Annotated in this window: 21 protein-coding genes; 11 read left to right on the top strand and 10 right to left on the bottom strand. The window is 62.2% G+C overall.

The genetic code is table 11. The annotated features are described in order from the left end of the window. Positions 1–211: 211 nt before the first annotated feature. Positions 212–856, bottom strand: coding sequence for a TetR family transcriptional regulator C-terminal domain-containing protein (locus C6558_RS07345; protein ID WP_057221188.1), 645 nt, complete (start codon positions 854–856; stop codon positions 212–214). Between the two features lie 261 nt (positions 857–1,117). Here C6558_RS07345 and C6558_RS07340 point away from each other — a divergent pair, with 261 nt between their 5' ends. The 10 genes from C6558_RS07340 (at position 1,118) to C6558_RS07295 (ending at position 11,589) form a co-directional block, all read left to right on the top strand. Further along, the gene (locus C6558_RS07340; RefSeq protein WP_057216638.1) at positions 1,118–1,945 is read left to right on the top strand and encodes a uracil-DNA glycosylase; all 828 of its coding nucleotides are present in this window, start codon (positions 1,118–1,120) and stop codon (positions 1,943–1,945) included. A 3-nt stretch (positions 1,946–1,948) separates the two neighbouring features. Further along, entirely contained in the window at positions 1,949–3,574 is a 1,626-nt protein-coding gene (locus C6558_RS07335) for a GMC family oxidoreductase (RefSeq protein ID WP_057206916.1), read from the top strand. A gap of 12 nt (positions 3,575–3,586) precedes the next feature. Continuing rightward, entirely contained in the window at positions 3,587–3,907 is a 321-nt protein-coding gene (locus tag C6558_RS07330; RefSeq protein ID WP_057216645.1) for an NIPSNAP family protein, read from the top strand. 108 nt (positions 3,908–4,015) lie between these two features. Continuing rightward, positions 4,016–5,041, top strand: coding sequence for a BMP family ABC transporter substrate-binding protein (locus C6558_RS07325; protein WP_057216648.1), 1,026 nt, complete (start codon positions 4,016–4,018; stop codon positions 5,039–5,041). Positions 5,042–5,191: 150 nt separating this feature from the next. Further along, entirely contained in the window at positions 5,192–6,772 is a 1,581-nt protein-coding gene (locus C6558_RS07320) for an ABC transporter ATP-binding protein (protein ID WP_107027102.1), read from the top strand. Then, positions 6,769–7,806, top strand: a complete 1,038-nt coding sequence (locus C6558_RS07315) for an ABC transporter permease (RefSeq protein ID WP_107027101.1) — start codon at positions 6,769–6,771, stop codon at positions 7,804–7,806. Before C6558_RS07320 ends, C6558_RS07315 begins: the two co-directional genes overlap by 4 nt. Then, positions 7,803–8,696 (top strand): ABC transporter permease, encoded by an 894-nt coding sequence (locus C6558_RS07310; RefSeq protein WP_107027100.1) that lies wholly within the window; start codon positions 7,803–7,805, stop codon positions 8,694–8,696. The genes C6558_RS07315 and C6558_RS07310 overlap by 4 nt, the downstream gene beginning before the upstream one ends. A 9-nt stretch (positions 8,697–8,705) precedes the next feature. Then, the gene (locus C6558_RS07305) at positions 8,706–9,131 is read left to right on the top strand and encodes a VOC family protein (RefSeq protein ID WP_107027099.1); all 426 of its coding nucleotides are present in this window, start codon (positions 8,706–8,708) and stop codon (positions 9,129–9,131) included. After that, the gene (locus C6558_RS07300; RefSeq protein WP_107027098.1) at positions 9,128–10,066 is read left to right on the top strand and encodes a nucleoside hydrolase; all 939 of its coding nucleotides are present in this window, start codon (positions 9,128–9,130) and stop codon (positions 10,064–10,066) included. The genes C6558_RS07305 and C6558_RS07300 overlap by 4 nt, the downstream gene beginning before the upstream one ends. Beyond that, positions 10,063–11,589: an amidohydrolase family protein gene (locus tag C6558_RS07295; protein WP_107027097.1), complete on the top strand. Its 1,527-nt coding sequence runs from the start codon at positions 10,063–10,065 to the stop codon at positions 11,587–11,589. Before C6558_RS07300 ends, C6558_RS07295 begins: the two co-directional genes overlap by 4 nt. A 188-nt stretch (positions 11,590–11,777) precedes the next feature. Here the strand turns inward: C6558_RS07295 and C6558_RS07290 are convergent, their stop codons facing one another. From C6558_RS07290 to C6558_RS07255, 8 genes are all read right to left on the bottom strand, one after another. Next, positions 11,778–12,122, bottom strand: coding sequence for a RidA family protein (locus tag C6558_RS07290; RefSeq protein ID WP_107027096.1), 345 nt, complete (start codon positions 12,120–12,122; stop codon positions 11,778–11,780). Beyond that, entirely contained in the window at positions 12,119–13,633 is a 1,515-nt protein-coding gene (locus C6558_RS07285) for an NAD(P)/FAD-dependent oxidoreductase (protein ID WP_107027095.1), read from the bottom strand. Before C6558_RS07285 ends, C6558_RS07290 begins: the two co-directional genes overlap by 4 nt. After that, entirely contained in the window at positions 13,630–13,935 is a 306-nt protein-coding gene (locus C6558_RS07280) for a (2Fe-2S)-binding protein (protein WP_107027131.1), read from the bottom strand. The genes C6558_RS07285 and C6558_RS07280 overlap by 4 nt, the downstream gene beginning before the upstream one ends. Further along, a complete protein-coding gene (locus C6558_RS07275) occupies positions 13,916–15,040 on the bottom strand; it encodes an FAD-binding oxidoreductase (protein WP_107027094.1) in 1,125 nt (374 codons plus the stop codon). Before C6558_RS07275 ends, C6558_RS07280 begins: the two co-directional genes overlap by 20 nt. Positions 15,041–15,105: 65 nt before the next feature. Next, positions 15,106–15,939: a lysine/arginine/ornithine ABC transporter substrate-binding protein gene (locus tag C6558_RS07270; protein ID WP_057226091.1), complete on the bottom strand. Its 834-nt coding sequence runs from the start codon at positions 15,937–15,939 to the stop codon at positions 15,106–15,108. An 86-nt stretch (positions 15,940–16,025) separates the two neighbouring features. Then, positions 16,026–16,817 carry an ABC transporter ATP-binding protein gene (locus C6558_RS07265; protein ID WP_107027093.1) on the bottom strand — a complete coding sequence of 264 codons (792 nt, stop codon included), beginning with the start codon at positions 16,815–16,817 and terminating at the stop codon, positions 16,026–16,028. After that, positions 16,810–17,547: an ABC transporter permease gene (locus tag C6558_RS07260; RefSeq protein ID WP_107027092.1), complete on the bottom strand. Its 738-nt coding sequence runs from the start codon at positions 17,545–17,547 to the stop codon at positions 16,810–16,812. The genes C6558_RS07265 and C6558_RS07260 overlap by 8 nt, the downstream gene beginning before the upstream one ends. Then, entirely contained in the window at positions 17,547–18,242 is a 696-nt protein-coding gene (locus tag C6558_RS07255) for an ABC transporter permease (RefSeq protein ID WP_057206947.1), read from the bottom strand. The genes C6558_RS07260 and C6558_RS07255 overlap by 1 nt, the downstream gene beginning before the upstream one ends. A gap of 259 nt (positions 18,243–18,501) precedes the next feature. Between C6558_RS07255 and C6558_RS07250 the strand changes: the two genes are divergently transcribed. Beyond that, the gene (locus tag C6558_RS07250) at positions 18,502–19,404 is read left to right on the top strand and encodes a LysR substrate-binding domain-containing protein (protein ID WP_025430477.1); all 903 of its coding nucleotides are present in this window, start codon (positions 18,502–18,504) and stop codon (positions 19,402–19,404) included. A gap of 75 nt (positions 19,405–19,479) precedes the next feature. Here the strand turns inward: C6558_RS07250 and C6558_RS07245 are convergent, their stop codons facing one another. Beyond that, positions 19,480–20,295: a nickel-binding protein gene (locus C6558_RS07245; RefSeq protein WP_107027091.1), complete on the bottom strand. Its 816-nt coding sequence runs from the start codon at positions 20,293–20,295 to the stop codon at positions 19,480–19,482. Positions 20,296–20,669 lie beyond the last annotated feature (374 nt).

Raw genomic sequence — 20,669 nt, 5'->3', positions numbered from 1 at the left:
CGCAGTAAGTCTCTGAGATCAAGCGCGAGGACATTCTCTTTGAGATCATAAATCCTAAGTATCGCCATGACGTCCCCCTGACGGCAGGATTCGCATTGGCAGCAGCACTTTGTCAACAGGACCTAATGTCCGTAGCGTGACATGGCGGGTGCCGACGGTTTGAATTCTTTCGAGAGCAATCAAGTTTGAGGCCCGCTCATGTTAGATCTATTCATGAACGTTGCGCCGGGGCCGGAAGAATGCCCTTGAGGATCGTCTCGGTAATCGTCGTCGCCGCCGTGTCATAATCCTCTGCCTTCAAACGCGCCTTCTTCAGTCCGTCGGCTGCGATGGGCTCGAAATCCGCGTAGAATTGGGTTGATGCCCAAAGCATGATGAACAAGTGGCGCGGATCGACCGGAAGCATCTTTCCTGCCGCAATCCATCCCTCGACGACTGCCACGTGCGCATCCGTGACCTGACGCATGTGGTCGCGATCCTTCTTCTTCAGAAACCGGGCGCCCTGGATGATCTCGCTGGCAAAGAGCCGGGATTCCGCAGTGTTCTTACGCGTGTAATCGAGCTTGGCCTTGATGTAGAGGCGGAAGGCGTCAGCTGGCTCGCGCTCGGGCGAGATGTATTTCAGCGCGTCGTCCCAGCTGGCGATTAGGTGTGTAACGATGGCCTTGTAGATCTCCTCCTTGGAGGAGAAGTAGTAATAGACGTTGGCCTTGGGCAGGCCCGAGGCCTCGGCGATCTCGGCGATGCGTGTGCCGTCGAAGCCCTTACGCGCGAATATCTCGATCCCGGCCTTGATGATGAGGCGCATATTGCGTGCGCGGATACGCTCCTCCGGATCTCGTGCTGCCCTTGCCATGCGATCTCGCCTCCATCTCGCCGCCGCTCCCTACCAGACAATCATGCGTGGCGGCGAGACCGTTTCCGCAATTTCCGAGTTTTCCGGCAAAATGCAAGCGCATCGCCCTTTGCAAGAAAAAGTTGACGATCTGGTCAAAAAAACCTGACGACCTAGTCATTTTTTGCGTTCATGAAAGTTGACACTTTGGTCAGCTTTTGTCTAGTCTCTCGTTCAGCAGGTTGGAGGGGCGGTGTGATGCCGGGACGACTGAGAGAGGCGATGGCGGAAACGCTGGCCGGCTGGGAGGCCGATCTGCCTGATGTCTGGCAGGATGCGCTCGGACCCATCGGCGATGATTTCGATCGGGTCGATGCCGGTCTCGATTTCGAATCCTGGGAGCCGATTTTTCCCGCGCGTCGCGGCAAGACCTTTCCCGGGCAACCGAAGGGTGCGCATGCTCTTGCGGCCTTCGATGGGATCGCTCCCGACGGCGTGCGCTGCATGATCCTCGGTCAGGATCCCTATCCGGAGCCAGGTTTCGCAACGGGCCGAGCCTTCGAGGCCGGCAATCTTGCCGCGTGGGTCGAGCTGGACAAGATGTTCTCGAAGAGCATCCGCGCCTATATGCAGCTCATCGCGGCCGCGCGGCTCGGTGACGAGAGCCTTAGCGAAGACTTCGGTCGCTGGCCCGATGTGCGGCGCCTGTTGTGCGACCCCGCCGGCGCGTTCGAGGCGCCAGACGCAATCGCCGACCGCTGGGTGGGCGAGGGCGTGCTGCTGCTCAACGCATCCCTGACGCTTTCCCGCTTTCGCGTCGATATCGATCCGCATCAGTCGCGCGGACATCTTCCGTTCTGGCGGCCCTTGATGCTGCGTGTGGTCGAAATGCTTCTGGCGCGGGGCGAGCCGATCGTTTTTCTCGGTTTCGGTGCGGCTGCGGCCGATATCTTCGCCCAAACCGGCATTCGCGAGGGCCGCACCGGCAATGTCGCCTGCATCGAACGAGAGCATCCCGCTTTCGCCGACAAGGTGCTTGGCCGGGAGAATCCCTTCCTTCTCTGCAATCTCTATCTGGAGGCGATGGGCGGCCGTCCCATCGCATGGTGAACCATGGCGTCTACCCCGGAATATGACTTTATCATCGTTGGCGCGGGTTCGGCCGGTTGCGTTCTTGCGAACCGCCTGTCGAAGAACCCGGCCAACCGCGTGCTTTTGATCGAGGCTGGTGGCAAGGACCGCAATCCGCTTTTTCGGTTACCGATGCTGATGGGCAAGCTCTTCCATTCGGGCATCTACAACTGGCACTATCATACGGAACCGGAGCCCTATCTCAACGGCCGCTCCCTCTATTGGCCGCGCGGCAAGGTTCTCGGCGGGACCTCGACCATCAACGGCATGATCTACGTGCGCGGCAATCGCCACGACTATGATCGCTGGGCGCAGCTCGGTTCACCCGGCTGGTCCTATGAAGACGTGCTGCCGGCTTTCCGGCGCTCTGAGACGCACATCGAGCGCGATGACGCGTTTCACAGCACGGACGGCGAACTCACCGTCTGCCGTGCCCGTGGCCACAATCCGCTGATGGACGTGTTCTGCGAGGCGGGCCTGCAGGCCGGCTATCCAGAGAATGACGACTTCAACGGCGCCACCCAGGAAGGGTTCGGCCGCTACGATTTCACCATTCGCAAGGGCAAGCGCTGGTCCACATCCTGGGCATTTCTGCGCCCGGCGCTCGGACGAAAGAACCTTACCGTGCTGACGGGCGCCGAAACGACGCGTGTCCTCATCGAGGGTGGCCGAGCATGCGGCGTCGGATATTTGAAGGATGGCAGGCCGGGCATCGCGCGTGCCGGGCGCGAAGTCATCCTGTCGGCAGGCGTGGTCAATTCGCCCAAGGCGCTGCTGCTTTCCGGCATCGGGCCGGCAGACGAACTGAGTGCGCTCGGCATCAAGCCGACGCTCGATCTTCCCGGTGTCGGCAAGAACCTCCAGGACCACGTCGACTGCGTCATGAGCTGGGAATGCCGCGAGCCGGTGACGCTGTTCGGCGACCTGCGCGCCGACAAGCTCATTCCCGCCGTCGCACAAGGGATGCTGTTTGGCGAGGGCGTCACGACGACGTTTCCCTACGAGGCGGGTGCCTTCATTCGCTCGAACGAGGGCCTCGTCTCGCCCGACATCCAGCTGCATTTCATGCCAGCGCTGGAAAAGACCGCCAACCTGCATTTCCCCAATCCCTTTGCCAAGAAGCGGGCGGTGGAGGCCGATCACGGCTTCACGATCCGGGTTGGACCCGTCAATCCGGCGAGCCGCGGCGAAATTACGCTGCGGTCGGCGAACCCGACCGACAAGCCGAAGATCCAGGCGAACTACCTGCAGTCCGATTTTGACATCCGCACGATGATTGACGGCATCCGGCTGACGCGCGACATCGTCGGCCAGAAGGCATTCGACCGCTTTCGCGGCAAGGAACTGGCGCCCGGGCCGGAAGCGCTCGACGATGCCGGGCTGACCCGCTGGCTGCGCGCAACGGCCATGACGACGTTCCATCCTGTTGGCACCGCCAAGATGGGCAACGATCCGATGGCGGTGGTGGATGCGCAGCTCAAGGTGCACGGCATCGGGGGTCTGCGTGTCGCCGACGCCTCGATCATGCCGATCATCTCGAGCGGCAACACCAACGCGCCCGCCATCATGATCGGCGAGAAATGCGCCGAATTGATCCTGAACAGCTAAGGGAGTGATCCGATGATCCTCGAACACCGCACCTATACGTTCAAACCAGGCACGGTCGACAAGTGGATGAAGAAATACGAGGCCGACGGCCTCCCGGTGCAGAAACGCCATCTCAACACGTTCGTCGGCCTCTACGTTTCGGAACTCGGTACGCTTCACACCACCGTTCTGATGTGGGCCTACGACAGCCTTGCGGATCGCGAGGCGCGCCGGTCGGCCATGTACGCCGATCCGGATTGGCAAAAATTCATCTCCGAGGTCTGGGCGCTCGATGCGATCCAGAAGCAGGAGGTGATGATCATGAACCCTGCATCCTATTCACCGCCGCTTTGAGACGATCAGGCACGCGCCGGCATTGCCCGCGCGTGTCGGAATGCGCATGACACAAGCCAATCAACAAAAGAGGGAACGATCATGACTGACAAGGTTTCACAACACATAATGCATCGCCGCACATTCCTGCAGGCGAGCGCGGGCGCCGCAGCGCTCGGTCTTGCCGCCAGCATCGTGCCGGAATTTGCCATGGCGTCCGGCGGGCTGGTCGCACTGGTCCACACGCAGGCCGCCGGCGACAACGGCCCGGTCGATCAGATGATCGCCAAGCTCAAGCAGCTGTCGGAAGAGAAGGGTTTTGAATACCGCGCCGTCTACGCGCAGGACCCCGCGACCTACGAGACCATCTACCGCACGCTCGGCGACGCAGGTGCTGCGATCATCATCTCCACCTTCAACGAAGTGGCCGAGCCCTTCAAGGCGCTGGCGCCGTCCTATCCCGGTACCAAATGGATCCAGCTGTTCGCCGACCCCTTCGAGCCGGCGATCCCGAACGTAGTCACGGTGTCCTACGACTACTATCTCGGCTGCTATCTCTCTGGCGTCTTTGCGGCCAAGATGACAACGACGGGCAAGACCGGCTTCATTGGAGGCGTTTCGATCCCGCCGCTCAACGCCGATTTCAACGCGTTCAAGGCCGGCGTCCACTCGATCAAGCCGGACGCCAGCGTCATCGCCGCTTTTGCCGGCTCGTTCCAGGATCCTGCAAAGGGCCAGGAAATCGCTACCCAGATGTACAATGACGGCATCGACTACATTCAGACGGACGCGGCGGCCACCGACGGCGGCATTATCGCCGCAGCCAACGAAAAGGAAGGCCGCATGGTGAGCTGCCTTGCTCCGGGACAGTACGCACTCGGTCCGAAGTCGCTTATCTCCATCGTCGGCCTCGATTTCGGCGTCTCGCTCTACAACGAGGCAACGAAGGCCGTCGGTCCTGAATGGAAGGGCGGCACGCACGAGCATACGGGCCTTGGCACCGGCGTCATCGACTTCATTCCCTCGCCGGTCTTCGCGGAACAGGGGTCGGCTGAGCTGAATGCCAGGGCGAAGGAAGCGCTTGTCGAGGTCGAAAAGGCGCGTGCCGGTATTCTTGATGGCTCCATCAAGGTTCCATTCAACACCACACTCTGAGCCTCCGGCGCCGGCCGCAGGGTCGGCACCGGAGCCTTGACGAAAAACCGGCATCGGCCTTTGCCTTCGGGGAGGGCCGCCGGACGCTCGCGGATCGTCTTCCTTCCTGTTGACGGTCCGTGAGCCTTCGCTCTCGATGGGAACCTTTTGATGTCCAACCTTCCGAAGCCTGCGCTGGAGTGCCGGGATGTCACCGTGAAATTCGGAGACGTGACTGCACTGTCGGACGTTACCGTTTCGTTTGTTCCCGGCCAGATCCATGCGGTCGTGGGCCAGAACGGCGCCGGCAAGACAACTTTCGCCCGCGTCGCTGCGGGGCTTGTTCAGCCGACCGCCGGCGCCGTCGACGTGATGGGCCACGAGATCCGCACCGGTCAGGTCCGCGACAGCCGGGCTGCCGGCGTGGAGCTGGTTCACCAGAGCTTCGCCCTGCCGCCATCCTTTACCGTTGCCGAGACCATGGAGTTCGGCGCCACGGGCAAAGGTGGCATCTACACTCGCAAGGGGCTTGCGGAAAAATGGCGGACGCATCTCGCCGGTCTCGACGTCCAAGTTGATTTGAACAGGCGGATCCGCGACCTGCCGATCGAGACCCAGCAGGGCATCGAGATCGCAAGGGCGCTTGTCATGGATGCGCGCGTGCTCATTCTCGATGAGCCGACCGCCGTGCTCTCACCTTCCGGCATAGACATGCTGTTTGCTCGCGTCCGTCGTCTCAAGGAGCGCGGCGTTACCGTCATCCTCATCCTGCACAAGATCCGTGAGGTGCTCGGCATCGCCGACACGGTAACGGTGTTGCGCGGCGGCCGAAAGGTCGAGGGACCGCTTCCGATCGCCGAGGTTTCGGCCGAGAGGCTCGCCAACCTGATCGTCGGTGATGCGATTGCCAAGACGCTCGACCGGCATGAGCGTGACGCGCTGGTCGGGTCGAAATCGCCCGCAGGCGAGGGCGCAGGTCATCCGGAGAACGCTAGAGGTCCGAGCGTGCTGTCCATGAAGACCGTCTCGACACGGCCGGACAGTGAGGGCATCGCGCTCGATGGCATCGATCTGGACATTCGCCCAGGCGAAATCGTCGGCATAGCCGGCGTGGAGGGTAACGGACAGAAGACACTGGTGCGAGCGATTTCCGCCCTTGCCGATCTTGCCGGCGGATCGATCGTGCTTGCAGGCCATGACGTGACCGGCAAACCGCTCGCCGCCCGTCGCGCGATTGGTCTTAGGATCATTCCCTTCGAGCGCAACGTCGAAGGCCTCAGCCTCACGAGTTCGCTCTGGCAGAACTGGAGCGCAAGGGAGTTGCTGCAGGGAAGCCTGCTCAAGGTGATCCGCCCCTCGGCGGTGCGCGAAGCCTGCGACCGGTCGCTTAGGGAATGGAGCGTTCACTACCACAATTCAGCGCAGAAGGCGGGCTCCTTGTCGGGCGGCAATGCCCAGAAGGTGATCCTTGCGCGCGAGGTCGATCGCGATGCCAGGCTGATCATCGCGGCTCAGCCGACGCGTGGTCTCGACATCGGTGCCACCGCCTTCGTGTGGCAGGCGCTCCGGCAGGCGCGCGATCGCGGCGCTGCCATCCTCTTGATTTCATCTGACCTCGACGAGCTGTTCGACATCTCCGACCGTGTGGTGGTGATGCTGTCGGGGCGTGTGAACGGCGAATTCCGCGCGCCCTTCGACATCGCGTCGGTGGGCGCAGCCATGACCGATGCGGCTGCGAGGGTAAGCGCATGAAAGACAGTCTCATCACGGTTGCCCGCAGCCTGATCTTCGTGGCCTTCGCGCTCGTCCTGTGCGCGCTGGTGTTCCAGTTTGCCGGCTACAACGCGGGGGTCATGCTCTGGGCGGTAGTCGACGGCGCCTTCCTGCGCAGCGGCGCGATCGAACAGAGCCTCAGATGGGCGTTGCCACTGTTCATCACGGCCGTGGGCGTCGGGATTTCCTTCCGGGCGGGTTTCTTTAACATCGGCGCCCAGGGCCAGTTCTATGTCGGCGCGATCTGCGCCGCCTTCGCCGCCGAGGCGTTGAAGGGCGGGCCGGCATTCCTCGTCATCCCGGCGCTCATCATCGCCGGCATGCTGGGCGGCGCCCTCTGGGCTCTCTGGCCGGGGCTTTTGAGATTGCGGTCTGGCACGGACGAGGTGATCACCACGCTGATGGGTAACTTCATGGCCGGCCTGCTTCTGGTCTATGTCACCTCGGGACCGCTCAAGGATCCTTCGGGATCCGGCCAGCAGGCATCGAGCCGCCCGCTCGACGCGGCCTACCGCATCTCGGACTCGCTCGGCCTGTCCCCGACCATCGTCGCCATCGCCGCCGCCGTCGGCATTTTGATGTGGCTCCTGGTCAACCGCACGGCCCTCGGGGTTCTTGCGAGCCTTGCCGGCCGCAACGGCACGATGGTGGAGTGGCAGGGCGCGCGGCTGTGGAAACTGGGTCTTTCGAGCTTCATCATCTCGGGCGCACTGGCCGGTCTTGCCGGAACCATCGAGTTCATGGGGCCGAACGGCCGCATCGCATCCGGGTTCCTGCCTGCCCACGGCTTCACGGCGATCCTGATCGCGCTCGTCGCCAATCTCTCCGTGGTCGGCACTGCGGCAGCCGCGGTGTTCTTCGGCGGCCTTGCCTCGGCGGCGCTTTATCTGCCGATCATGGCCGGGCTGCCGGCCGCCGCGATCGACATCATCAATGCGGCGATCGCGCTGTTCATCACGGCAAGGTCGAAGCTCGTCGACAAGGTGCTGCGTCTCGGAGGGCGCCCGTCATGAACGAGATCATCATCGCCATCCTGCGCTCCGGTACGCCGCTGATCTATGTCACCCTCGCCGGCGTCATTGCGCAGCGGGCAGGGGTGTGGAACCTCGGTCTCGAGGGCCTGATGATCATCGGTGCCTGCGCCACGATCGTCGGCATCATGCTGACCAACTCCATCCTCGCGGCCATGCTCATCGCCATCCTCATTTGCGTGCTCGCCTCCGTCCTCCTCTGGTTCGTCATCGACAGGCTCAAGGCCAATCCGATCATCGCCGGCCTCGGCCTGACGGGCCTTGGTGTCGGTGGCACGGCGCTCGCCGTTCAGTCGATCTTCGGAAGCCAGGCGAGCGTGACCGCACCGTTCGGCATTCCGAAGCTCGGGCCGGCCTTCGGCGCCTATGGCGTGCTGTCGATTGCGGTCGCCGCCATGCCCTTCGTCGTCTTCGGCATGTGGGTACTGTTGCGCCGCACGCGCTTCGGCCTCCGGCTCGCCGCCTGTGGCGAGCATCCCTTCGCTGCCCGCAGCGTCGGCGCCAATCCCTCGCGCATGCGTTTGGTGGCGCTGGCAATCGGCGGGGTGCTGTGTGCCATCGGTGGAGCCGAACTTGCCGCTGGCAGCCTGCAATTCTTCGCCCAGGGCATGACGGCGGGGCGTGGCTTCATGGCTTTTGCCGCGGTCATCTTCGGCGCTTCCCATCCGGTGGGGGCCACCTTCGCCGCGCTCTTCTTCGCCGTCGTCGGCGCGCTCGGTATCCGGGCGCAGCTCATGTTCGGCGACAAGATCCCGCACGACCTCTTGCAGGCGTTGCCCTATCTCGCGACCGTCTTCGGCGTCTGGCTTTCCGGCAAGCTGCGCGGCGGTGCGAAGGCCGCCAGCTCCTTCGCCGAACTTAGGGATCAATAGGGAGGCACCATGACGTTCGCGCAACGCCATCCGATCCAGGATGTCTGCATCCTGGTCACCGACCTCGAGGCGTCGATCCGCTTCTATACGCAGAAGCTCGGCTTCGAACTCAAGCACCACGCACCCGGCTTTGCCGATTTCACCGGTGCGGGGCTGACGCTCGCGCTGTGGGAGCGGTCGCATATCGAGAACCATGCCGATGTGCACGTGCCCAAGGGATCGGCATCGGCGGTGCTCGTGGCGGTACGGCTCGACAGTCCCGCGGATATCGATGTCCTTTATGCGGATCTCGCAAAAGACGGCGTGACCTTCATAAATCCCCCGGCCGACTACCCGTGGAACGCCCGGTGCCTCTATTTCTACGGGCCTGATGGCGAGACCTGGGAGCTTTACGCGTGGCTCGATGGCGGCGCCCCCGGCAAGGTGGCGGCATGACACGCAAGCTGATCATCCTCACCGATCCTGGTCAGGACCAGGCGGCTGCCATCCTGATGATCCTCGGCCAGCGACGGGCCTTCGACGTTCTCGGGCTGGTCGCCACGGCCGGCAACATCAACCTCGATCACACGATCGCCAACTGCCTGAAGCTGATGGAACTGGCCGGCCGGCCGGATATTCCCGTCTTTTCCGGTTGCCCGCATCCGATCATCCGTCCGCTTGTTATGGCCGAGCACGTCCATGGCCCGACCGGTCTTGACGGCCCGGATTTGCCACAGCCGAAGATCGGGCCGCAGGAAAAGCACGGCGTCGATTTCATTATCGACACCGTCCGCGCCAACCCCGGCGAGATCACGATATGCTCGCTGTCGCCGGTGACCAATCTCGCCATGGCCTTGCGCAAGGCGCCCGACATTGCTGGCAAGATCCACGAGGTCGTCGCGATGCTCGGCGCCTATTTCGAGGTCGGCAACATCACGCCGACGGCGGAGTTCAACTGCTATGTCGATCCCGAGGCCGCTGACATCGTGCTGAGGGCCGGCATCAGGACCACGCTCCTGCCGCTCGACGTGACGCACAGGATGCGCTCGACACCGGAGCGTTTGAGCGCCATGCGGGCACTTGGAAACCGCTGCGGCGTGGCGACGGCCGAAATGCTGGAATTCTCCGAAGCCTTCGACCTCAGGAAATACGGCTGGGAAGGTGCGCCGCTGCACGGGCCATGCGTGCCGGCCTTCATGCTGGCGCCGCAGATGTTTTCAGGACGGCAGATCAACGTCTCCGTCGAACTCAACGGCACGCTGACATCTGGCATGACGGTCGCCGACTGGTGGCAGATCACCGACCGGCCGAAGAATGTCTTCTATGTCACGGACGGCGACCCAGTCGCCTATTATGATCTTCTCCTGAATTCACTGGAAAACCTGCCATGAGTGAAATCCTGATCCGCAACGCGACGATCGTGGCGATGGATGGCAGCCATGGCGCAGCGCCATTTGCCGGCGACGTCCTGATTGAGGGCGAGACCATCAAGGCCATCGGTGACGGCCTCTCGGCCGGCCCTGGCGCACATATCATTGAGGGACGGGGCAAGCTGGTGATGCCCGGGCTTGTGAATGCCCACACCCATTCCAGCGAGACCTTCCTTCGGGGCCGCTACGAGCGCATGCCGCTCGAAATCTGGCTGCTCTATGCCTATCCGCTGCTGATGAACGACCCGATCGGCGAACGGTTGCTTTATCTGCGCAGCCTGCTCTTGGCCATGGAATCGCTGCGCAACGGCGTCACCACCTTCTGCGACGATTTCTTTGATCCGCCCCGGCATGATCTCGATCGCCTTTCAACCGTCTTTCGCGCCTATGACGATGCCGGCATTCGCGCCAATGTCTCGAGCGCCGTGATGAACGTCCACACACTCGATGCGCTGCCCTTTGCCCGCGAGGTGATGCCGCCCGAGTTGCGGGCCCTTCTCGATTTTGGCCCGCCGCTGACGGCGAATGCCTATATCGACTATTGCAGGTCGGCCTTCGCCGGCCTGCACGGCAAATCGGGCCGGCTGCATTTCATGATCGCCCCCTCCGCGCCGCAGCGTTGTTCGCCGGATCTCATGGCGGCGTGCATGGATCTTGCGGTCGAAAAGCACGTTCCGTTCCACACGCATATTCTCGAAACCAAGACCCAAGCCGTGACCGGCCACATGCTGCATGGTAAATCCCTGATCGCCTACATGCAGGATCTCGGTCTTTTAAAACGCAACACGACGATCGCGCATTCAGTCTGGGTGAGCGACGAGGACATGCGGCTGATGGGCGAGGCCGGAGTCTCGGTCGCCCACAATGCCGTCTCGAACCTGAAGCTCGGCGCCGGCATCGCTCCGATCCGCCGCCTGCTCGATGCCGGGGTGACGATTGGCCTTGGTACCGACGGCGTTTCTTCGAACGACACCTCGCGCATCTTCGATGTCATGCGCGTCGCCGGCCTCGTGCACAGCGCCGCCGGGCCCGACTACGAGAGGTGGGTGGCGGCGGACGAGATTCTCGCCATGGCGACCATCGGCGGTGCGAAGACGGCCTTGCTGGAGCAGGTGACCGGCTCGATCGAGGTTGGCAAGGCGGCAGATCTCCTGATCCTTGATCTCAGCAGCTATCCCTTCATGCCGCTCAACGACGTCGCAAAGCATCTGGTTTACTCGGAAAACGGCTCCTCGATCGAGACCGTGATGGTCGCCGGCCGGATCGTGGTGCAGAATGGGCGTCTGACCACGATCGACGAACAAGCCGTCTTCGATGAGATTGCCGAGCTGGTACCGGCTTACCTTGCCGAACATGCCGACCTCGAGCGCCGCAACAAGATATTCGAGCCGGTCATGGCGGAAATCCATCGCAGGGCGACCCAGGTGGATATCGGGCTCAATCGTTATCAGGGAGACACTGCTGACGTGCGCCTCAAGTCTTGAACCGTTTGCTTGTGCCGGATGATCTCGAGGTGGCATCGCCGTTGACGAGAAGTCGCGTGTCCCGGCGGATTTTGTTCTTGATGAAAAACGGTTCTTTCCGCCCGGCACGTTGCGATGATTGCCATCATGGCGTCGGGTCCGTCTTATCGGTTTGACGGACCCCCGGAGTTTGAAGATGGTCGGATGGATTACCGATGTGCCGTCACCACGATCTCGATCTTGGTGTCGCCGCCGAGATCAGCGACGCCGACGGTTGCTCGTACCGGGAAGGTCTCCGCTGCCAGCCATTTCTTCCAGACCGCATCCATCTCCGGCTTGAGGTTCATGTCGGTGATGAAGATCGTTGCCGACAGCAGCTTTGTCTTGTCCGACCCGGCTTGCGCCAGATAGCTCTCGATCCTCGCCAGGATCTCCTCGGTCTGTCCTGACATGTCGAGGCTTTCGTTGTCGCAGGTCGTCCCACCGACGAACACAATGCCATTGTGCTCGACGACGCGATGCATGATCGGGGTGGGGAGGTAGCGTTCGGTCATGGGGCATTGCCTTTCTCTGTTTGTAAAGTGCTCGGTTCTTCGGGGACGCGGCCGGTTACGCCGATCACCGCATCTCGGGTTTGGGGAAGGGCCGCGAGTTCGCTAAGGCGAATCGGCTTGACCGGTGCGCGCAGGCGATAAGTGCCGATCTCGCTTGGGCTGACGCCTCGTTCCGCCGCCATCATCTCCGTGACGGTGGAGGCGCAGAGGCGCCCCTGACAGGGCCCCATGCCGCAACGCGTGAACGTCTTGAGCTGGTTTGGGCCCGGTGGGCCAAGGGCGATCGCCTGGCGCAGCACTGCGGCGCTCACCTCTTCACAGCGGCAGACGATGGTGGCTTCATCCTGCGGTGCTCGAAATTGCTGCGCCGGTCGATAAAACACATCGAGAAAGTCTCTGCCGCGAAGATATGTCTGACGCTCCGCTTCCAGCTGAATGGCCCTGTCGTCTGCCCCGCTTTGTATGCGCAGGCCAAGGTCGGACAGGGCGGCATGCGCTGCGATCCGTCCGCTGACCGCGGCATGCCGGGCCCCACCGATGAAGGCGCCATCGCCGGCAACGAAAATCCCCGTGGCGGTCGTGCGTCCCTGGCGATCCGTCTGCGGCTGGAAGGCCCGCTGCCGATCGTTCCATTCGATTGCGCAACCGGCAGCGCTTGCAAGGTTGATGTTCGGAATGACCCCCTGGTGCAGGAGCACGCAGTCGGCGGCGATCGTCTGCTGGCGTTCGCCGGCGCGAAAGGTCACGCCTTGCGCTTTTTCGGTGCCGATGATCGATAGCTGCGAGACGTTCGAGGTAATCCGTATGCGCCTGCGGACCTTGATGAGAAGAGCCAGTCCCTTTGCGACATAGGGTGAGCGCAGGAAGTCCGGCAGATGGCGCAGCGCCGATAGCCGCTGTCGTTTGTCGGTGGTGTCTACGAGAGCGGTTATATCTGCGCCGGCATCAAGCAGTTGCGCCGCGAGCAGATAGAGGAGCGGGCCGCAGCCGGCCAGAACGGTCCTGCCCTTCGGGATGCCCGCGATGGATTTGAGTGCAATCTGCGCCGCACCCGCGGTCATCACGCCGGGCAGCGTCCAGCCCGGCACCGGCATCGGCCGCTCCATGGCGCCGGTTGCAAGGATGACGGCTCGCGCCTCAATCCTGCGGGTCGTCCCGCCGATCGTCAGACCCACCACTGCGTAATCGCAGGACACCGCTCCATCGGCCGGCTCAAGGTCCCAGACAGTGGTTGATGGTGCGTAATCCACCGCCGCATCAAGGAAGGCCGCAGTGATCGAGCGGCCCTTCCAGTAGTCCTCGCCGAGGAACGGCTGCGTCTCCGGGGTGTTGCGGGTGATCGCGCGATAGATCTGCCCGCCGAGGCCGGGATTTTCGTCAACGACAAGGATGCGAGCCCCGGCGGTCGAGGCTTCTATCGCGGCCGAGAGACCCCCGGGGCCGGCACCGACGACCACGAGGTCATACCGCGCGGCCAACTGCTCGGCATGGGTGACGGTATGTGCGTTCATTTGTACTCTCTTTCCGTCAAAGTGCGTGCACCCTGTTGGCTGGCAACGACCATGCCTTCACGCACTTCAATCAGGCAGCTTTGCCGGTTCTGCACACCGTCGACCGTCACCAGGCACTCGAAGCAGACGCCCATCAGGCAATAGGGCGCGCGCGGGACGCCGCCGACCGCGCTCTTGCGGAAGACGTCGACGCCGGCTGCCAGGAGCGCAAGTGCCAGCGTGTCGCCGCGCTCGGCCCAGTGTGTCTCGCCGTCGAAGGTGAAGGATAGTTTGTTGGTGATTTCACACGTTCTTAGGAGCATCGAACCTCCGCGAATGAAAGGGAGACAGGGCGCTTGAGAGCGCGCCGTCCGCGATTTGCGGGGCCACGGCGAGTGCATGATTGGCGGCAAGCGTCACGCCGGAATGGCAGATGGCGATGAAGGCACCCGGATGGGTCAAAGATTGTTCGTAGATCGGCAAGCCGTCTTGGGTCTTGACGCGAAATCCGGTCCAGCTTCTGACGACATTGGCGTCGGCTAGCGTCGGGAAAACACGGATCGCGCGGCTTGCCAGCACGGCGGTGATGTCCTGATTGGTGGTTAAGGCAGAACTCGTGCACTCTTCGCTGTCACCGATCATCACGCCACCTTCGTCGGCCTGGCGGATGGTCGTCGATGCAAAGCTGAAAAACGGCGCGCATTTCTCGGTCACCAGAATCTGGCCTTTGCTGCGCTTGAGCGGCGCGCGAAGGCCGACCATTGGTGCGAGGCGCTCATTGTCCACACCAGCGGCAAGGATGATGCGGCGCGCGCGCACGGCACCCCATTCGCCCGTCAGGCGAAAACCTCCCACTATCGGTTCGATGTGGTCCACGCGCCGATAGGCGCGATAGTCGACGCCACGATGTTTCATGGCCGCATGAAGGGCGCGAAAGAGCCGAAGCGAGTTCACATGGCCATCGCTCGGCGAATAGATCGCACCGACGACATCCCGGCCGATCAGGGGAAGGCGTGCACGAAGGGCTTGCGGCTCGAGTATTTCATAGGGGGCGGGTTCTCCGATGGATTGCGCGGCGATGGTTTCGAGCTCAATTCGCCAGTCTCTGAGTTCTTCAGCCGACAGCGCGAAGGAAAAGCCACCGCGCTGGCTCAAGGCCACGTCGATGCCGGTATCGGCGGCAAGCGTCTGCGCGAATTCGGGCCAGAGCTGGGCCGAAGTCTTCGACCAATGCGCATAATCCGGCGCGCCCAAACCTTTGCCCTGCACCCAGATCAGCGCAAAGTTGGCGCGCGATGCTCTAAGATCCAGGTCCTCACCGTCCAGTACCATGGTTTGGGTGCCGGACCGCGCAAGGCCCCAGGCCAATGCTGCGCCGACGAGGCCGCCGCCCACGACGGCCATCTCGCATTCATCCAGAAGTGCCATGAAGTATTCTCGATATTGTCAGCGAGTTGGGTGCGGCTAAGGCCGCCGCACCCGGTTCGGGTCCGTCAGAGCCGGGGGGTGATGTCGATCTTGAACCACTTCATCGACAGCTCCTTCACGGTCCCGTCAGCAAGCGCGCCCTCGATCGCTTCGTCGAATTGCATCTTCAGTGCGGTGTCTTCCTTGCGCAACCCGACGGCGATGAAGCCGAAGATGCCACCGGAAAAGAGGGGGCCGGATATCTTCGCACCTTGCATGTCCGGCTTTGCCAGCGACTCCGTAAGAACCGTCGCGTTGGCGAGCACGGCATCGACCCGGCCGTTCACCAGGTCGAAGTTGTGCTCTTCCGTCGACTTGTATTCCTTGATGTCGGCCGCATCCTTGAAATAGCTCTCCATGAATGCCGATGCCGTCGTCGACCCCTGTACGCCCACGGCCTTGCCGTCGAGCAGTTTGGCGATTTCGTCGATATGAGCCTTGGCCTCGTCCGCCTGGCTATCCAGCGAGTAGCTCTCGCCCGTGCCCGGCATTTCGGCAAGCGGGCTGTCGGCGGCGACGGCGAACGCGTTGATGCCCGCGGCATAGGGGGTTGAAAAGGCGATCACTTCCTCACGCTTGGGCGTGATGCTCATGCCGGCCATGATCGCGTCGTATTTCCTCGCCGTCAGCGACGGGATGATGCCGTCCCAATTCTGGGCGACGATCTCGCACTTCACCTTCATGCGCTCGCAAAGCACCTTGGCGAGATCAATCTCGAAGCCGTCGAGCGTGCCGTTGGGCCCGGAAAAGTTCCACGGTGCATAGGCGCCCTCGGTTGCGATCGTCAGCACCTTGTCCTGGGCCGCGGCAGTTCCGCCAAGCGCAACAAGGAGAGTTGTCAGGATCGTATGCACTTTCATCAGTTCACCTCTTATCTGTTTTCTGGTTGGTATTTCTGTCGACGGCAGATCCGCTCGGGCATTGCCGCCGCCTTTCCTGAAATGCTCTAGCCGGCGGCTCTTTCCTCCCGTGAAATGAACTGCCGGAACCGCTCGGAACGCGGGTTCGAAAAGACCTCAGATGGCGGGCCGTCTTCTTCGATGACGCCCTGATGGATAAAGACCGTGCGCGTCGACACGTCGCGGGCAAACGCCATCTCATGGGTGACGATCAGCATGGTCCGTCCCTCCGCCGCCAGGTCGCGCATGACCTTCAGCACTTCGCCGACCAGTTCGGGGTCGAGCGCCGATGTCGGTTCGTCGAACAGCATGACGCTCGGTCGCATCGCCAATGCGCGGGCAATGGCCGCACGCTGCTGCTGGCCGCCGGAGAGATGGACGGGATAGTGATGGCGTTTGTCGGCAATGCCGACACGCTCCAGCAGGGCTTCCGCCTCCGCCAGACATTGCTTGCGGTCCCGCTTTTGCACGTGCACCGGGGCCTCGATCAGGTTTTCGAGAATGGTCAGATGGGACCAGAGGTTGAAGGACTGGAACACCATCGCGGCCTTGGCCCGCAAACGGTTGACCTGCTGGCTGTCTTCCGGGCGCGGCGTCACATCTTGGCGTTGATGGATCCGGATGGTTTCACCATGGATCGCGACCGAGCCGGCGTTGGGAACTTCGAGCATGTTGATGCAGCGAAGCAGGGTCGACTTTCCGGATCCCGATGAGCCCAGAATGGAGATCACGTCACCCTCGTTGGCAGTGAGCGAGATGCCGTGCAGAACTTCCAGCGGGCCGTAGTTTTTACGGATTCCCGATAGTTCGACTGCCGGTACACTTCCATGGTCAGACATGACATTCCTTCCGTGTTTCGGAGGCGCAACCCATCGCGGACGGGGTCCGTCGCTCCGGCGTCGAGACGTATTCCAGGCCAGCGAACAGCCGTGCGACGATGAAGTTGATGGCGAGATAGATGGCGCCGGCGCAGATGAAGACCTCGACGGGGCGATAGCTTGCCGAGATGAGCTTGGCGGCGATGCCGGTGATCTCCATCAGCGTGATCGTCGAGGCGAGTGCCGTCGACTTCGTCATCAGGATGATTTCGTTGCTATAGGCGGGCAGCATCTGCCGCAGGGCGAGCGGAAGCACGATGCGCCGGAACAGCACCGTGTTCGACATCCCGCAGGCGCGCGCCGCCTCCACCTGGCCGGCAGGAACCGAGATCAGGCCGCCCCGGATGATTTCCGCGCTATAGGCAGCGGTGTTGAGCGCAAGCGCGATGACGGCGCACCAATAGGCCTCCCGCAAGAACGGCCACGCGAAGCTGTGCCGAAGTATCTCGAATTGGCTGAGGCCGTAATAGATGATGTAGATCTGCACCAGGAGCGGGGTTCCGCGGAAGATGAAGATGTAGATCTGGGCCGGGCCATCGAGCCACCATCTCCCCGAAATCCGCATCAGTGCGAGGCCGAAGGCGAGGATGCCGCCGGCGATGATGGACGTTGCGGCGAGTTGGAGCGCCAGCGGGATGCCTGTCAGAAGCGCCAGGAAAGTGTCCGCGAGGAAAGAAAGGTCGAGCGCCATCACACAGCTTTCCTCACACCGCGCATTGCACGCTGTTCCGCGATACGGAACCCGCGGCCGGAGACAAAGGTGATCGTCAGATAGAGCGCTGCCGCCGTCAGGTAGAAGCTGAACGGCTGGCGGGTGGATCCGGCGCCGATCTGGGCCTGGCGCATCAGTTCCACCAGCCCGATCACCGAAATCAGCGCGGATTCCTTCAGCACCAGCTGCCAGACATTGCCGATACCGGGTATCGCGAAACGGGCGGCCTGTGGCAGGACGATGCGACGAAAAAGCAGGAATGGCGGCATGCCATAGGCCCGGCCTGCCTCGATCTCGCCCTTGGAAAGGGCCAGAACCGCTCCTCGCAGCACTTGCGTCTGGTAGGCGCCGGAAACGACGCCAATCGCAAGTGTTCCGGTCAGAAAGGCCGGTGCGCCCACGAAACCCTGGGCGCCGAACATCGCCGCTACCGTTGAGATAACCGAGCTCGAACCGAAATAGAAGAGGTAGATGACGAGCAGGTCGGGAATGCCGCGAAGCACGGTCGTATAGGACGCAGCGACGAAACGCAGCGCGGCGAACCGCGAGAACGTCGCCGCCGCGCCGAGGCATCCCAGGATGCCGCCGGCAAGAAACCCGCTGATTGCGACCGAGACCGTCATGCCGGTCGCGGCCAGCATATCGTATCCCCACCCTTCGGGGCTAAAGCCCATGAGCTGCAAGTAACCCACCAATTCAGCCTTTCGGTTCCCTGCGCATGTTTGCATGCGTCATCGTTTCGGCGCCCGATGGAGCGCCGGTTCTTAAGGTTTTCGATTGTGATGAGAAGGTGCCGCCGCCAGCCGGACCCTGTCTAAAGTCCTCAGCCGGCCAATGGAGTGCCCTCGCTTGACAACGAAATTTGCATGGGGGATCCATGACGTCAAATTCGAAAATTCGGCATGAGAATAAGCAAATGTTATGGAGGCCGATGTGAATCTCAGGCAGGTCGAGGCTTTCAGGGCCGTCATGCTCACTGGCCAGATGACGACGGCGGCAGAGCTCATGTCGATCACTCAACCGGCGGTCAGCCGGTTGATCCGCGATCTGGAATACACAACGAAGCTTCGGCTCTTTGATCGCCGCGGCAATCAGATCAATCCCACTCAGGAAGCCGTCACGCTGTGGAAGGAAGTCGAACGGGCCTTCGTCGGGCTGAACCGGATCGCGGCCGTCGCAGAAGAGATAGCAAGGCAGTCGGCTGGGACCCTGCGCATTGCGGCGATGCCGGCGCTTGGCAATGGTTTCCTGCCGCGGTTCCTCGCGCGGTTCCTGCGCGACAAGCCAAGCCTTCACGCCTCGCTAAGCGGCCTTCCATCGTCGATGGTCATCGAAGCGGTTGCTGCGGGCCAGGCCGACATAGGCTATGCCGATGGTCCGCTCGATCGACCCGGCTTTACCATCGAGACCCGCCCCTTGCCCGGGGTCGTCGCCATTCCCGATGGTCATGCACTGTGTGCAAGGCAAGTGATCTGTCCGGACGATCTCAAGGGACAGCGAATGATCAGCCTTGAGCCCGGTACGATTTTCGCCATGCGTGTGGAAGTGGCGCTTGCCGGAATTCCCAAGCTGTCGACGCTGGAAACGAAGCTGTCCCACACCGCCCTCGCGCTGGTGGCTGAGGGTGCCGGCATCGCGATCATCGATCCGACCTCGGCCAGCGAATTCGTCGGAAGAGGTGTGACCGTTCGCCCCTTTTCGATCTTTATCGATGCCGGCTTTCTGGCCATTCGTGCTTCAGGGCAGAGTAGATCGGGCATCGTCGATCGGTTCGAAAAGGAGTTTTGGGATTATCACGATCAGCAAGTAAGCCCGCTGCTTATCCGTCAGGGATGAGGCCCGGCGCAGGTCGGCGCCTCAGCTGCTTTGCGGGCCAGAAGACGCCGTTCCAGGGCTTCAAGCTATCTGCTTTCACGCATTTAGCCATTCGCACTGATAGGCCAGGACAGGCTTTGCAAATCCCTTCAGGTGATGGCGCATGCCATGGGTGAAGACGGCCGCGTTGTCATATTCTCGGAATATGTTTTCAGATATCAGGATCTGGTCGCTTCGCGCGGCCGCGCAAAGCCTCGCTGCCAGCTGGACCGTGGTGCCAAAAAGGTCATTGCTGTCCTCGACAGGTTCGCCGCAGTCCAGCCCGATGCGAATGTGAATGGGCTCGCCATTGCCCGCGTTGTAGCGCTGAAACTCGCGTTGGATCTCCCTCGCACAATCGACTGCAAATGCCGTCGAGGGGAACGCAGCCATGATTCCGTCCCCGGTGTGCTTGACCTCGCGGCCGTCCGTTTGGCTCAGGCAACCACGAACGAGGGCGTCATGAGCTCGCACGAGTTCAGTTGCCATGCGATCGCCAAGCCGTGATGTCATTTCGGTTGATCCAACGATGTCGGTGAAAAGGATCGCCCGGTGACCGGCATCCATTTCCTTCGCGGACAGCCCCGCAGCCTCCGGGTCCTGTATTCGGCCCAGAAAAGCCTCGACAGCCGATAGCGCTACCTCCACGACTTCGCCGGCCACGAACCCGTGAGCCTCGCGGTGGACGCACTGCGCGGTTTCGGCGTCCGGTGCATCTATAAGACAGAAGGTCGTTCCTCGCCGGTGGTCGAACCAGTAGGTCAGGAACTTGACGCCATACTGATCCTGTATGCTGAGATCTTTAAGGTGCGCTTCGGCGACATCCGCAGCGGAGGCGCCCGTAAGATCGTGCCGGTCCATGAAGATAGGCATTCGCTCGCTCCCGAAGGGACCGTTGCCGTCATCAATCAGTTTACGACAGCCACGGACAATCGTCTATCTCGGCCAACGCGGGCTGTCCTGCCGCCAGCCGTGGCGCAGAAAAGGGAGCCAGTCGTGGCGCAAAACATCAAGACCATCTCCGCCGATGATTTCGAGGCCGTCGCCGCCACGGTTCAACGCTACGTCGACGGTAGACGCACGCAGCACAATAGCACGTCAATCGCGTTGGAGGTGAAATCTATGCCGTTGGCGAATTGCCGGGGCAATGGCATTACGCCTCGTAGTTCGGTATCCTCATTCCCGCTATGGAGCGCCACCTAACCGTTATCCTCGCTGCCGATGTTGTCGGCTACAGCCGACTTATG

The sequence above is a fragment of the Ensifer sp. NM-2 genome, from assembly GCF_003024455.1.
In the GTDB taxonomy this organism is placed as follows: domain Bacteria; phylum Pseudomonadota; class Alphaproteobacteria; order Rhizobiales; family Rhizobiaceae; genus Ensifer; species Ensifer canadensis.
The sequence above is the reverse complement of the archived record's forward strand: the minus strand, read 5'-3'. Positions and strand labels throughout refer to the sequence as shown.

Bases quoted from the DNA above. Each gene is read 5' to 3' on its own strand.
- C6558_RS07345 (WP_057221188.1), bottom strand. From the start codon at position 856: ATGGCAAGGGCAGCACGAGATCCGGAGGAGCGTATCCGCGCACGCAAT.
- C6558_RS07340 (WP_057216638.1), top strand. From the start codon at position 1,118: ATGGCGGAAACGCTGGCCGGCTGGGAGGCCGATCTGCCTGATGTCTGG.
- C6558_RS07335 (WP_057206916.1), top strand. From the start codon at position 1,949: ATGGCGTCTACCCCGGAATATGACTTTATCATCGTTGGCGCGGGTTCG.
- C6558_RS07330 (WP_057216645.1), top strand. From the start codon at position 3,587: ATGATCCTCGAACACCGCACCTATACGTTCAAACCAGGCACGGTCGAC.
- C6558_RS07325 (WP_057216648.1), top strand. From the start codon at position 4,016: ATGCATCGCCGCACATTCCTGCAGGCGAGCGCGGGCGCCGCAGCGCTC.
- C6558_RS07320 (WP_107027102.1), top strand. From the start codon at position 5,192: ATGTCCAACCTTCCGAAGCCTGCGCTGGAGTGCCGGGATGTCACCGTG.
- C6558_RS07315 (WP_107027101.1), top strand. From the start codon at position 6,769: ATGAAAGACAGTCTCATCACGGTTGCCCGCAGCCTGATCTTCGTGGCC.
- C6558_RS07310 (WP_107027100.1), top strand. From the start codon at position 7,803: ATGAACGAGATCATCATCGCCATCCTGCGCTCCGGTACGCCGCTGATC.
- C6558_RS07305 (WP_107027099.1), top strand. From the start codon at position 8,706: ATGACGTTCGCGCAACGCCATCCGATCCAGGATGTCTGCATCCTGGTC.
- C6558_RS07300 (WP_107027098.1), top strand. From the start codon at position 9,128: ATGACACGCAAGCTGATCATCCTCACCGATCCTGGTCAGGACCAGGCG.
- C6558_RS07295 (WP_107027097.1), top strand. From the start codon at position 10,063: ATGAGTGAAATCCTGATCCGCAACGCGACGATCGTGGCGATGGATGGC.
- C6558_RS07290 (WP_107027096.1), bottom strand. From the start codon at position 12,122: ATGACCGAACGCTACCTCCCCACCCCGATCATGCATCGCGTCGTCGAG.
- C6558_RS07285 (WP_107027095.1), bottom strand. From the start codon at position 13,633: ATGAACGCACATACCGTCACCCATGCCGAGCAGTTGGCCGCGCGGTAT.
- C6558_RS07280 (WP_107027131.1), bottom strand. From the start codon at position 13,935: ATGCTCCTAAGAACGTGTGAAATCACCAACAAACTATCCTTCACCTTC.
- C6558_RS07275 (WP_107027094.1), bottom strand. From the start codon at position 15,040: ATGGCACTTCTGGATGAATGCGAGATGGCCGTCGTGGGCGGCGGCCTC.
- C6558_RS07270 (WP_057226091.1), bottom strand. From the start codon at position 15,939: ATGAAAGTGCATACGATCCTGACAACTCTCCTTGTTGCGCTTGGCGGA.
- C6558_RS07265 (WP_107027093.1), bottom strand. From the start codon at position 16,817: ATGTCTGACCATGGAAGTGTACCGGCAGTCGAACTATCGGGAATCCGT.
- C6558_RS07260 (WP_107027092.1), bottom strand. From the start codon at position 17,547: ATGGCGCTCGACCTTTCTTTCCTCGCGGACACTTTCCTGGCGCTTCTG.
- C6558_RS07255 (WP_057206947.1), bottom strand. From the start codon at position 18,242: ATGGGCTTTAGCCCCGAAGGGTGGGGATACGATATGCTGGCCGCGACC.
- C6558_RS07245 (WP_107027091.1), bottom strand. From the start codon at position 20,295: ATGCCTATCTTCATGGACCGGCACGATCTTACGGGCGCCTCCGCTGCG.